Consider the following 12889-nt stretch of genomic DNA (forward strand, 5'->3'; position numbering starts at 1 on the left):
AGAATCCGCGCGCTGGAACCCCGCCCAACACGGAGCCAGGTATGACCCAGAACAACAGTGCAACCCTCGATAACGATCCCCAGGAAACCCGCGAGTGGCTCGACTCTCTGGAGTCGGTGCTGACGGTGGAAGGTCGCCCTCGGGCCCATTACCTGATCGACCAGTTGCTGGATTTCGACGTGGCACGCCACGGCGACTTCCATGGCCGGGTGACCACGCCCTACATCAACACCATTGCCCCCGAGCGGCAGCTCCCCTACCCCGGCGACCTTGAGACCGAGCGCAAGCTCAACGCGATGATCCGCTGGAACGCCATGGCCATGGTGCTGCGCGCCGGCAAGCATTCGGGCGTGGGCGGCCACATCGCCACCTATGCTTCGGCAGCCGTGCTCTACGACGTGGGTTTCGATCATTTTTTCCGCGGCCGCAGCGACAGCTTCGACGGTGACATGGTGTACATCCAGGGCCACTCCTCCCCAGGCATCTACGGCCGCGCCTACCTGGAAGGCCGGATCAGCGCCGCCCAGCTCGACAACTTCCGCCGCGAGGCCGACGGCCAGGGCATTTCCTCCTATCCGCACCCCAGGCTGATGCCGGACTTCTGGCAGTTCCCCACTGTATCCATGGGCCTGGGGCCGATCACCGCGGCCTATCAGGCGCGTTTCATGCGCTACCTGGAACTGCGCGGGCTCAAGCAGCACCAGGGGCGCAAGGTCTGGGCCTTCCTCGGCGACGGCGAAATGGACCAGCCCGAATCCCTGGCGGCGATTTCCCTGGCCGGGCGGGAGAAACTCGACAACCTGATTTTCGTCGTCAACTGCAACCTGCAACGCCTCGATGGCCCGGTACGGGGCAACGCCAAGGTCATCCAGGAGTTCGAAAGCCTGTATCGCGCCGCCGGCTGGAACGTGATCAAGGTGATCTGGGGCAGCGGCTGGGACGCGCTGCTGGAGAAGGACCGCAGCGGCCTGCTGCGCCAGCGCATGATGGAGTGCGTGGATGGCGACTATCAGAACTACAAGTCGCAGAACGGCGCCTATGTGCGCGAGCATTTCTTCGGCAAGTACCCGCAATTGCTGGAGCTGGTGGCCGATCTCTCGGACGAGCAGATCTGGAAGCTCTCCCGGGGCGGCCACGACCCGCTCAAGGTCTATAACGCCTATGCCGCCGCAGTACGCCACAGCGGCCGGCCCACGGTGATCCTGGCGAAAACCGTCAAGGGCTTCGGCATGGGCGAGGCCGGCGAAGGCCAGAACATCAACCACCAGTTGAAGAAGATGGGGGCCGAGGCAGTGAAGGCCTTCCGTGATCGCTTCGAACTTCCGGTCAGCGATGAGCAACTGGCTGAAATGCCCTACCTCAAGCCCACGGCGGACAGCACGGAAGGCCGTTACTTCGCAGCCTGTCGCAGCCGCCTGGGGGGCTATGTGCCGGCTCGCTACAACGACTGCGCACCGCTGCAGATCCCGGCCCTGGAAGCCTTCGCCACCCAGCTCAAGGACACCGGCGACCGGGCGATCTCCACCACCATGGCCTTCGTGCGCATCCTCGGCACCCTGCTCAAGGACCCGCAGATCGGCAAGCGGGTGGTGCCGATCGTGCCTGACGAGTCGCGCACCTTCGGCATGGAAAGCCTGTTCCGCCAGATCGGCATCCACTCGGCGGTGGGCCAGCTCTATACCCCACAGGATGCCGGGCAACTGAGCTACTACAAGGAGAGCAAGGACGGCCAGATCATGCAGGAGGGCCTGAACGAATCCGGGGCGATTTCCTCATGGATCGCCGCCAGTACCTCCTACAGCAACCACCAGGTCATGACCCTGCCCTTCTACATCTTCTATTCGATGTTCGGCTTCCAAAGGATCGGTGACCTAGCCTGGGCCGCCGGCGATGCGCGGGCCCGGGGCTTCCTGCTGGGCGCCACTTCCGGGCGCACCACGCTGATGGGCGAAGGCCTGCAGCACGACGACGGCCACAGCCATATCCTCGCCTCGGTGATCCCCTGCTGCATCTCCTACGACCCGACCTTCGCCTATGAACTGGCGGTGATCATCCATGAAGGCATGCAGCGCATGTATGTGCAGCAGGAGGATGTGTATTACTACATCACCCTGCTCAACGAAAACTACCCGCAACCGGCCATGCCCGAAGGTGCTCGCGAAGGCATTCTCAGGGGCTTGTACCGCTTCAGCTCAAGCACCGCCCAGGGCGCCAAAGCCCCGCGGGTGCAACTGATGGGCAGCGGCTCGATCCTGCGCGAGGTGATCGCCGCCGGGCAGCTGCTGGAGAAGGACTTCGGGGTGCAGAGCGACATCTGGAGTGCTACCAGCCTCACCGAACTGCGCCGCCAGGGCCTGGCGGCGGAGCGCTGGAACCTGCTGCATCCGCAGCAGCCTCGGCGAGCGGCCTATGTCGAGCAATGCCTGGAAGGCCATCAAGGCCCGCTGGTGGTGGCCACCGACTACATGAAACTGTTCGCCGACCAGATCCGCCCCTTCGTCGAGGGTCGGCGCTTCGTCGCCCTGGGCACCGACGGCTTCGGCCAGTCCGATACCCGGGAAAACCTGCGGCAGTTGTTCGAGGTGGACCGGCATTTCATCGCCCTGGCGGCGTTGAAAGCCCTGGCCAATGACGGGGAGATACCCTACAGCCAGGTCGGCGAAGCCTTGAGCCGCTATCGGATCGACGCTGAAAAAGTCGACCCGAGCTCGGTCTAGGAGCCTTAGTGCCCGCTGCTCGGCAGGGCCGGAATCGGCTCGCTGGGCGGCGGCAGGTTGCTGGCCGGTGGCGGCGTGACGGTTTGTGTGGCGGGCGCTGGCTCGCTGCTGGCTGCCGGCACTATCGGCGCCGCCTCGGCCGGAGGAGCCAGGGGTTGCGAGACCGCAGGCTCAGGCTCGGTGGCGGGTGCCGGCGCGGCCACAGGGGCAGGCTCGACCACTGGCTGCGCCTTGGGCTCGGGCTTGGCTGGCGCCTCGGGCTTGTTCTCGGGAACCCCGAGGTCGGCCTTGGGTTTCTCTTCGATATGCGCCGCCTTCTTCGCTTCCTGGGGCAGGAACAACTCCACCAGGGCGAAATAGCGGTCATAGAACTTGGCCGAGGACACGGTTTCGCTGGCCACCTTGACCATCGAATCATCGGTAGAGCCGATCGGCATCGACACCGAGCCCAGCACGCCCACGCCGAGGCTGGCCGAGTTGTTCACCTTCTTCAGCGCATAGCGGTCCTGCAGGGCGTTGGCGAACATCGTCGAACGCTGGTCGCCGCTGCCGTCCTGGGCACAAACCACGTTGAAGCTGATTTCCAGGTGGGTCTCGCCGGTCTGCTGGAAGCTCTTGTGGCCGCTGACCAGCTTCGGATCGTTGCTGGTGATGATGTAGCCCTGGCTGAGCAGGGCACGCCGCGCGGCCTCACAAGAGGCGGCATCGCTCACCGGGTAATTGCGCGAAAACGTGCCGGAATCATCGAAGCTTTCGTGCTCGTAGATGGCGGTCTTGTGCGACGAACAGCCGGCCACCGCAGACAGCAGCAACACCCCGGCCGTGGCGCGCAGATGAAATGATTTAAACATCGAGAATCCTGAGGAAAACGCTCCGGCGCGTATTGTGCAACAGATCAGCGTCCCGCAGCGCGGGTAATTGGTGCCTTAAATTTCTCATCAGTTTACTGACCACTGTTTGCCGGAAAAAGTCGCTCGCTCAAGTGCTCGATCAACACCCGCAGCTTGGCCGCTGCATGCCGGCTCGAGGGCCACAACACCCAGAAGGCGCCGTTGTGCTCCAGGTATGGGTCGAGCACGGTTTGCAACTCGCCACGGCGCACCGCGGCCTGGACCATGAAGTCCGGCAGGCAGGCAATGCCCAGCCCGCTGCGCGCCGCGTGCTCCACCGCCTCGATGGAGCTGCTGGTCAGGCGAGTGGGCAGCACCGGCTCCGGCGCATCCGCTTGAACCTTGAAGGGCCAGGCCTCGAGCTTGCCGGTGTGGTGAAAGGTATGCCGCAGGCAGGAGTGACTGCGCAATTCCTGCGGGGTCTGCGGCACGCCGCGCTGCTGGAAATAGCCGGGGCTGCCCACCAGCACCATGCGAAAGCGCCCCAGCTGCCGGGCCAGCAACCGCGAGTCCTTGGGGTTGCCGGTGCGCACTACCAGGTCGAAACCCTCTTCCACCACATCCACCATGCGATCGGAGAGGTCGATATCCAGCTCGATCTGCGGATAGCGTTGCATGAACTCGGCCAGTACCGGCATCAACAACCCATGGACCTGCGGCGCGCTGACCCGCAGCTTGCCCACCGGCGCGCTGGAAGAGTCACATAGCTGGAACTCCGCCGCCTCGACTTCGGCGGCGATCCTGCGGCAGCGTTCGAGGAATCCGGCGCCTTCGGCGGTGAGGCTGATGCTGCGGGTGGTGCGATGAAACAGACGCGTCTCCAGGCGCTCCTCCAGACGGGCAATACTTTTGCCAACCGCCGAGGAAGAGACTCCCAGAAGGCGCCCCGCTTCGGTGAAGCTGCGGGTTTCCGCCACCTGCATAAACACCGGGATACTGCCGAGCCAGTCCATCGCGTCGCTCCGAAATTAAGGACACCTGTGTCCGATAAGTTCGGAACCTTAGCCTATTTTTCCGCCATGAACAGCGCCCTACCCTAGGCCCCTCACTTCCGAACCCACCCATCGGGGCCTTTCCATGAGCAATTGCGTCAATGCCTGCGAACCCTTGCAAGTACCTGCCACAACCCACGAACGCCTGCCTGTCGGCGGCCTGCTGGCCCTGGCCACTGCCGGGTTCATCACCCTGATGACCGAAACCCTGCCCGCCGGCCTGCTACCGCAGATGAGTGCCGACCTGGGCGTGTCTGCAGCGCTGATCGGCCAACTGGTGACCGTCTACGCCCTGGGCTCACTGCTGGCGGCCATTCCGCTGATCCTCCTCACCCAGGGCTGGCGGCGCCGGCCCCTGCTGCTGATCGCCATCGGCGGTTTCGCCGTGGTCAACAGCATCACGGCCCTCTCCACCGAATACAGCCTGATCCTGGTGGCGCGCTTCTTTGCCGGAGTCTTCGCCGGCTTGCTCTGGGCCCTAGTGGCAGGTTATGCCAGCCGCATGGTGGCGCCACACTTGCAGGGCCGGGCGATTACCCTGGCCATGCTCGGCGCGCCGCTGGCGCTGTCGGTGGGCATGCCCGCCGGGACCTGGCTGGGCGCCCTGCTGGGCTGGCGCATGAGTTTCGCCGTGATGACTGTGCTGACCCTGGGCCTGATCGGCTGGGTACTGGTGCAAGTGCCGGACTTCCCCGGGCTGCGGGCGCAGAAGCGGCTGTCGCTGAGTCGTGTCCTGACCCTGCCGGGGATCCGGCCGGTGCTGTTCGTGACCTTCGCCTATGTGCTGGGCCACAACATTCTCTACACCTACATCGCGCCTTTTCTTGAGCCGGCCGGGCTTGGCGGGGAAATCGAGCGGGTGTTGCTGGTGTTCGGCCTGGCCGCCTTGCTGAGCATCTGGCTGGTGGGCCTGCTGATCGACCGCTGGCTGCGTGAGCTGGTACTGGCCAGCTGTCTGCTGTTTATCGGCTCGACCCTGCTGCTGGGCCTGCTTGGCGACCGGCCACTGGCAATCTATGGGGCAATCGCTATCTGGGGGCTGTCCTTTGGCGGCATGGCCACCTTGCTGCAGACTGCGCTGGCCAAGGCCGCCGGCGAGCACGCCGATACCGCGCAGTCGATGCTGGTGACCCTGTGGAACCTGGCAATCGCCGGTGGGGGCCTGGGCGGCGCGTTGCTGCTGCAGGGGCCGGGCGTGGCCACCTTCCCCTGGGTGATTGCCGCCCTGTTGCTGGTGACCCTGCTGGTGGCGATGAACGCCCGGCGCCAGGGCTTCCCTGCCCGAGCTTAAAATCCGGCGCCCGGCTCGGGTGGCCGGGGCTCCAGCACCAGGGCTCGTGAAAGAATGCCTAGCCTCGCGAAGCAGGGTTCGCCGGCAAGGCGCCCTCTACCTTCGCCCCTGCACTGGAGCGGGCTTTACGGCTGCGTACCAGCGGCCAGAACAACTCTTGCGTCCAGCTCACGGGTGCCAAGTGTTCGATGCCATAGGCAACGGGCCGGCGCCGAGTGATCTTCGCCGTACCAAACAGCACATCCCAGAGGAACAGCAGGTTGCCGAAGTTGCCCTTGTAATGGGTCACACCATCCTCGGCGCTCAGGCCGTGGTGCGCCGAATGGGTGGACGGCGTAGAAAAGACCCGCTCCAGCAACCACATCAGCGGCCGCAGAAAACCGATGCGGTACAGCTTGTCATCCCAGGCCACACTGCTGTGAGCGGCGAAGATCACCGTCATCTTGAGAATCAGGTAACCGTAGTAGACCGGCGCCAGCCCCAGATAAATCAGCACTCCCGAGAACCAGATGCCGGGCATCAGCAGGTAATAGAAGCTGTTGTTGCGGTAGACGATGCGAATGCTCATGTAGGGCGCCGAATGGTGCGCGCGATGCAACGCGTACAGCGCCGGTACGCGGTGGGTCAAGCGGTGCCACCAGTACTGGGTCATGTCATCGAAGACCAGGAACAGCAGCAGGCCGAGTACCCAGGGGATCTGTACCAGTGCTCCCTTTGCTTCGGGCAGCGATAGCTGCATGAGCGCGCCGCTGGCCCACATCACCAGGGGAAAGGTCACACCGAGCAACAGGCTTGAACCCACCGCCTCGATCAACACATCACGGCGCTGGCCGCGAGGTTGGCCAAAGGCCGAACAGGTGATTTCCAGGAGGATGAAAAACACAAAGATCGCCGAAACGATCAGCAGCGGGTTGTTGGTCAGCAGGTCGTGGTTCATGGCATTCTCGCTCTTATCCTTGTGGGCATCGCCCCACCATTAGAGATCAGCAAGGCAGCCCGCTCTATGCGCGAACTGGACAGAATTCCGCGAGATCCGGCCAAGGGCACGGCCCCGCGTTTCCATCGCGGGCGCCTGGGTGAAGTCCTGCAACGCTTTCTCGATGACCAGAACACCGGCCCCCAGCAGGACTACAACCTGCTGCAGCTGGAGCAGCTGTGGCGCGCCGCGGCAGCGCTGGAGCCGGCCATCGGCCTCAAGCTGTTCGAACGCTTCACTCCCCAGGACTGGCACGTGATCGCCCACGCCAGCCTGTACTGTCCGGATGTCGCCGCGTCCATGGCGTTCTGGGTGCGCTACGCGCCCTTGGGTTCGGATACCGACCGGGTACAGCTGGTGGCGGATACCCGGGGGGCCGGTGTCGAGGTTGATATCGACACATCGGCGCAACTCGGCCGCTACCTGATCGAGCACTATGGCGTCATGTCCATCACTCAGTTGCGCCGGGGCACCGGCCTTGCGGTGCAGCCAGTACTGGCCTGCTTCAGCCATCCACGCCCGGCCTATCACGCGCAGTACCATCACTGGTTCGGCGAGCGGATCGAATTCGATTGCCCGGCCAACCGTTTCTACTTCGACCCGCAAACCCTGCAACTGCCACTGCAAACCCGCCACGCCGGCATGCTGGAACTGCTGAGCGAGGAGCTGGATCGACGGGTGGCCCTGCACCGGCGACAGAGCGGTTGGGCCGCCAAGGTGGCTGCGGCTTGTCGCCAGGCCCTGGCCGCCGGCCACTCACCAACCCTGGAAAGCCTTTGCGCGCAACTGCATCAAACCCCGCGAACGCTGCGGCGACGCCTGGACGAACAGGGGTTGAGCTTTCGCGAATTGCTCGACCAGACCCGCGCCGAGCTGGAAATGCACCTGCAACTGCAAGGCGAATCCCGGGCCCAGATTGCCCTGCAGTTGGGCTACAACGATCAGGCGGCCTACCTGCATGCACGCAAACGCTGGAAGAACGCCCTTGGCTGAGTTTTTTTCCAGCCCAAAAAAAGACCCCGGCATTGCGGCCGGGGTCTTTTCAACACTGTGGGTCAGGCATCAGTAACGCTTGATGTCCGCCTGGTTTTCCAGCTGCTTGCGGTAGGCGGCAAAGTCTTGCTGCCCTACCCGCGAGGCCAGGAAGCGACGGTATTGAGCTTTCTCTTCCTCGGTCGGCGCAGCGGCTTCGTTGACACCATTGAGCTGCAGCACCAACAGGTTGCCATTAGGCAGGGTCACGCTGGTGAAGGTCGGTTTGTCCTTGGACTCAGGCTTGGTCATGCGGAACAGCGCCTGCAGCACGGTCGGATCGATCCCTTCCTGGCCACGGGTCACGGCGTGCGCGACTTTCCAGTCCTGGCCATCCACCGGCTTGTTCAGCGCGGTCTTGCCGTCGCGCAGGCTGGCGATCAGTTCTTCAGCCTTGGTCTTGGCCGCGGCGCTGGCGTGCTCTTTGGCCAATTGCGTGCGAATGGCACTGGCAACGCTTTCCAGTGGCAGTTGCTCAGGTTTGCGGTGTTCCTTGGCACGCAGCACTACCACGGTTTCCGGGTCCAGTTCGATGGCGGTGCTATTGGCACCCTCATCGAGGACTTCGGTGCTGAACGCCGCTTGTATCACGGCGCGGTTGGCTGCGATGCCGTCACCACCTTCACGACCGAATGGCGCGGAAGTGTGGACAGTCAGCTTCAGGTCCTGGGCCGGTTGTGCCAGATCGGACGCTTCGAACGACGAGTCTTCCAGTTGCTTGGTGGCCTCGACGAAACGCTGCTCGACCTGCTGGGTCTTCAGATCCCGGGTCAGCTTGCCCTTGAGGCTGGCGAAGCTTGGCACTTCCGGCGCTTCGACACCCAGCAGCTTGATCAGGTGGAAACCGAAGTCGGTACGTACCGGCGCCGATACCTGGTCCTTGTTCAAGGCGTACAGGGCTTTCTCGAAGGTTGGGTCATAGACGCCAGGACCTGCGAAACCCAGGTCGCCGCCGTTGCTGGCCGAACCCGGGTCCTGGGAGAACTCCTTGGCCAATGCCTCGAAGCTTTCGCCCTTGGCCAGACGTGCCTGGATCTCTTCGATCTTGGCCTTGGCCTGGGCCTCATTCACCTTGTCATTGACTTCGATGAGGATGTGCGCGGCGCGGCGTTGCTCGGACAGGTTGGCAATTTCCTTCTGATACAGCGCTTGCAGGTCCTCGTCCTTGACGCTGACCTGATCGAAGAAGGCGGCCTTCTTCAATTCGATGTAATCAATCACCACCTGGTCCGGAGTCATGAACTCCTTGGCGTGCTGGTCGTAGTACGCCTTGACCTCGTCGTCGGTCAGCTTGACCGCTGCCGGGTCGGCCTTGATGGTCAGGGAAGCGAAATCACGGGTCTGCTTTTCCAGACGGGCGAATGCCAGCACCTGGGCGTCGGTGACAAAACCGCTGCCTGCCAGACCGGCGCGTACCTGGCCGATCAGCATTTCCTGAGTCAGCATCTGGCGAAATTGCAGGCGGGTGTAACCCAGTTGACGGATCACCTGGTCGAAACGTTCGGGGCTGAACTTGCCATCAACCTGGAACTCCGGCGTTTGCAGAATGACCTGGTCCAGCGCACCCTCGGAGAACGCGAACTTGGAATCCTGCGCACCTTGCAGCAACAGCTTGCGGTCGATCAGCCCTTTGAGAGCAGCTTCGCGCAGCATCTTCTCGTCCAGCAGGGAAGCATCGAAGTCTTTGCCCAGCTGCTGCATCAACTGACGACGTTGCATGTCGACGGCCTGGCTCAACTCGTTCTGAGTGATTTCCTCACCGTTGACCTTGGCCGCGTCCTGATTGTGGGTAGTGGCCTTGAAAATGGCATCGAATCCCGTCAACGCCAACAGCGCGACGATAACCCCGATGATGGTTTTGGCAATCCAGCCTTGTGAATTGTCCCTGATATTCTGCAGCATGCGTCCCCCAGAAACGGTTGTACTTCAAGTTGAGCAACCGTGGAGCGTGGGTAGAGTCCGGATAGAAGAAAGGCGCATCCGAGGATGCGCCTTCTCGTAACTGGCGGAGCGGACGAAGGTTAAACCCGCGACCCTCGGCGTGAACCGGTGGTAGACCGGTTGACTAGCGCCCCGCTGCCAGATCAGGCATGACCCCGACCCGGATGGGCAAAGACCCTGAAGAAACTTAGTTAACGGCTTCTTTCAGTGCTTTACCGGCTTTGAAACCTGGCTTTTTAGCAGCAGCGATTTCCAGAGTCTTACCGGTCTGTGGGTTACGACCGATACGCGCTGGACGATCAGTTACGGAGAAAGTACCGAAACCAACCAGCACCACAGAGTCACCGGCCTTCAGAGCGCCAGTAACGGATTCGATTACTGCGTCCAGCGCACGGCCAGCAGCAGCTTTCGGGAGATCAGCAGATGCAGCGATAGCATCAATCAGTTCCGACTTGTTCACTCTAAGTCCCCTTATATATCTATGAGTATGATTCTAAGTTTTTTGGTGAAAGCAAAAACGAGTGCTGAATGGCCTACAGACACTTAAGAGCCGCTTTATAACAAGGGCTCTAAAAAGCTGTCAAGGAAGCCCCCCAGGCTAATGCGTACTAATGCGTGCTAATTCTTTCCTTAGAGTCAGACTCGCGTTTTTCGTCCTTTGCGACTATCTCGGGAGCCACATCCGGCAAGGGCTCCGGCGCGTATTGCAGCGCAATTTGCAGGACTTCGTCAATCCATTTAACCGGTTTAATCTGCAGATCCTGCTTGATATTGTCAGGAATTTCTTTCAAATCGCGAACATTCTCTTCCGGAATGATCACTGTCTTGATTCCACCCCGATGAGCGGCGAGTAATTTCTCTTTCAACCCGCCGATAGCCAATACCTGACCACGCAGAGTGATCTCGCCTGTCATTGCCACATCAGCCCGCACCGGAATGCCGGTCAGCGCCGAAACCAGCGCTGTGCACATGCCTACACCCGCGCTGGGGCCGTCTTTCGGGGTCGCTCCTTCAGGCATGTGGATGTGGGTGTCGCGCTTCTCGTGGAAGTCCAGGGGAATGCCCAGGCTCTTGGCCCGGCTGCGCACCACGGTCAGTGCTGCAGTGATCGACTCGACCATCACATCGCCCAGGGAACCGGTCTTGATCAACTGGCCCTTGCCCGGAACCACAGCGGCTTCGATGGTCAGCAGTTCACCGCCCACTTGAGTCCATGCCAACCCGGTCACCTGACCGATCTGGTCTTGCTGCTCGGCCAGGCCGTAGCGGAATTTGCGCACGCCGAGGAAGTGCTCCAGCAGGTCGGAAGTGACCTTCACCGAGAAGCGCTTTTCCATCGCATGCTCTTTCACCGCCTTGCGGCAGACCTTGGCAATCTGCCGCTCCAGGCCGCGTACGCCAGCCTCGCGGGTGTAGTAGCGAATGATGTCGCGGATCGCATCCGGCTCGAATTCCAGCTCGCCCTTTTTCAGGCCGTTGGCCTGAATCTGCTTGGGCGAGAGGTACTTGACCGCGATGTTGATCTTCTCGTCCTCGGTGTAGCCAGGCAGACGAATCACCTCCATCCGGTCCAGCAAGGCCGGCGGAATATTCATCGAGTTGGAGGTGCAGAGGAACATCACATCGGACAAGTCGTAATCGACTTCCAGGTAGTGATCGTTGAAATTATGGTTCTGCTCGGGGTCCAGCACCTCGAGCAATGCCGAGGCCGGATCACCGCGCATATCGCTGCCCATCTTGTCGATTTCGTCGAGCAAGAACAGCGGGTTGCGCACCCCCACTTTTGTCATCTTTTGAATCAATCTTCCTGGCATCGAACCGATATAGGTCCGACGATGCCCACGAATCTCCGCCTCGTCACGCACGCCACCCAGGGCCATGCGTACGAACTTGCGGTTGGTAGCGTTGGCGATCGACTCCGCCAAGGAGGTTTTACCCACCCCAGGAGGCCCCACCAGGCACAGTACCGGGCCACGAATCTTTTTCACCCGCTTCTGTACGGCGAGGTATTCGAGAATCCGTTCCTTGACCTCTTCCAGGCCATAGTGGTCGGCATCGAGAATATCTTCGGCACGTGCCAGATCGAGACGAACCTTGCTCTGTGCCTTCCACGGCACCTGAACCAGCCAGTCGATATACGAGCGAACAACAGTAGCCTCGGCGGACATCGGCGACATCTGCTTGAGCTTGTTCAGTTCGGCCTGAGCCTTGGTCATCGCGTCTTTTGGCAGGCCTGCGGCATCGATACGCTTTTTCAGCTCCTCGATTTCGTTGTGCCCTTCGTCGCCATCACCCAGTTCTTTCTGAATGGCCTTCATCTGCTCATTCAGGTAGTACTCGCGCTGGCTGCGCTCCATTTGCTTCTTGACGCGACCACGGATGCGCTTTTCCACTTGCAGCAGATCGATCTCGGCGTCCAGCAATGCCAGGACATGCTCGACCCGAGCGGACAGATCGATGATCTCGAGGATTTCCTGCTTCTGCTCGATCTTCAACGCCATGTGCGCAGCCATGGTATCCACCAGGCGGCTTGGCTCATCAATGCTATTGAGGGACGACAGCACCTCGGCAGGGACTTTCTTGCCCAGTTGCACGTACTGCTCGAACTGGGACAGCAGACTGCGAACAAACACTTCCGACTCACGGTCAGGAGCATCGACTTCGTCAATCAGGGAGACTTCGGCACGGCAATGGCCATCAACTTCGCTGAAGCGCTCAACAGCACCACGCTGTTCGCCTTCAACCAATACCTTGACGGTGCCATCAGGCAATTTGAGCAACTGCAAGACAGTCGCAATGGTACCTACGCGATAGAGTGCATCTTCACCGGGATCGTCATCAGCAGGGTTTCTCTGCGCCAGCAAGAGAATCTGCTTGTCGCCCGTCATCGCTGCCTCGAGGGCTTCGATCGACTTCTCGCGCCCCACGAACAGCGGGATAACCATGTGCGGATAAACCACAACATCACGCAATGGCAGGAGAGGCAATTCGATGGTTGTCTTCATGATTTCGCCTCTACGGCGGCCGTAAGGCCGTAAACAGATGGAAGT

Annotated in this window: 9 protein-coding genes; 3 read left to right on the top strand and 6 right to left on the bottom strand. The window is 61.6% G+C overall.

Annotated elements, in window-relative coordinates; all coding sequences use genetic code 11:
* Positions 1-41 precede the first annotated feature (41 nt).
* Positions 42-2717 carry a pyruvate dehydrogenase (acetyl-transferring), homodimeric type gene (gene aceE, locus AC1RGE_RS10120; protein ID WP_492584141.1) on the top strand — a complete coding sequence of 892 codons (2676 nt, stop codon included), beginning with the start codon at positions 42-44 and terminating at the stop codon, positions 2715-2717.
* A gap of 5 nt (positions 2718-2722) precedes the next feature.
* On the opposite strand, the gene AC1RGE_RS10125 is transcribed toward aceE, so the two are convergent.
* Positions 2723-3568 carry a DUF2242 domain-containing protein gene (locus AC1RGE_RS10125; protein WP_011062265.1) on the bottom strand — a complete coding sequence of 282 codons (846 nt, stop codon included), beginning with the start codon at positions 3566-3568 and terminating at the stop codon, positions 2723-2725.
* A gap of 92 nt (positions 3569-3660) precedes the next feature.
* The gene (locus AC1RGE_RS10130; protein ID WP_011062266.1) at positions 3661-4560 is read right to left on the bottom strand and encodes a LysR family transcriptional regulator; all 900 of its coding nucleotides are present in this window, start codon (positions 4558-4560) and stop codon (positions 3661-3663) included.
* A gap of 124 nt (positions 4561-4684) precedes the next feature.
* Here AC1RGE_RS10130 and AC1RGE_RS10135 point away from each other — a divergent pair, with 124 nt between their 5' ends.
* The gene (locus AC1RGE_RS10135; protein WP_047337323.1) at positions 4685-5890 is read left to right on the top strand and encodes an MFS transporter; all 1206 of its coding nucleotides are present in this window, start codon (positions 4685-4687) and stop codon (positions 5888-5890) included.
* Between the two features lie 58 nt (positions 5891-5948).
* Here AC1RGE_RS10135 and AC1RGE_RS10140 read toward each other — a convergent pair whose 3' ends face one another.
* Positions 5949-6827: a sterol desaturase family protein gene (locus tag AC1RGE_RS10140; RefSeq protein WP_492584143.1), complete on the bottom strand. Its 879-nt coding sequence runs from the start codon at positions 6825-6827 to the stop codon at positions 5949-5951.
* A gap of 66 nt (positions 6828-6893) precedes the next feature.
* Between AC1RGE_RS10140 and AC1RGE_RS10145 the strand changes: the two genes are divergently transcribed.
* Positions 6894-7859: an AraC family transcriptional regulator ligand-binding domain-containing protein gene (locus AC1RGE_RS10145; RefSeq protein WP_492584145.1), complete on the top strand. Its 966-nt coding sequence runs from the start codon at positions 6894-6896 to the stop codon at positions 7857-7859.
* 69 nt (positions 7860-7928) lie between these two features.
* On the opposite strand, the gene AC1RGE_RS10150 is transcribed toward AC1RGE_RS10145, so the two are convergent.
* From AC1RGE_RS10150 to lon, 3 genes are all read right to left on the bottom strand, one after another.
* Positions 7929-9800 (bottom strand): SurA N-terminal domain-containing protein, encoded by a 1872-nt coding sequence (locus AC1RGE_RS10150; RefSeq protein ID WP_015636349.1) that lies wholly within the window; start codon positions 9798-9800, stop codon positions 7929-7931.
* A gap of 226 nt (positions 9801-10026) precedes the next feature.
* Entirely contained in the window at positions 10027-10299 is a 273-nt protein-coding gene (locus tag AC1RGE_RS10155; RefSeq protein WP_011062271.1) for an HU family DNA-binding protein, read from the bottom strand.
* 148 nt (positions 10300-10447) lie between these two features.
* Positions 10448-12844 carry an endopeptidase La gene (gene lon / locus AC1RGE_RS10160; protein WP_011062272.1) on the bottom strand — a complete coding sequence of 799 codons (2397 nt, stop codon included), beginning with the start codon at positions 12842-12844 and terminating at the stop codon, positions 10448-10450.
* Positions 12845-12889 lie beyond the last annotated feature (45 nt).

It is taken from the genome of Pseudomonas sp. GW823-FHT02C05 (assembly GCF_058797595.1).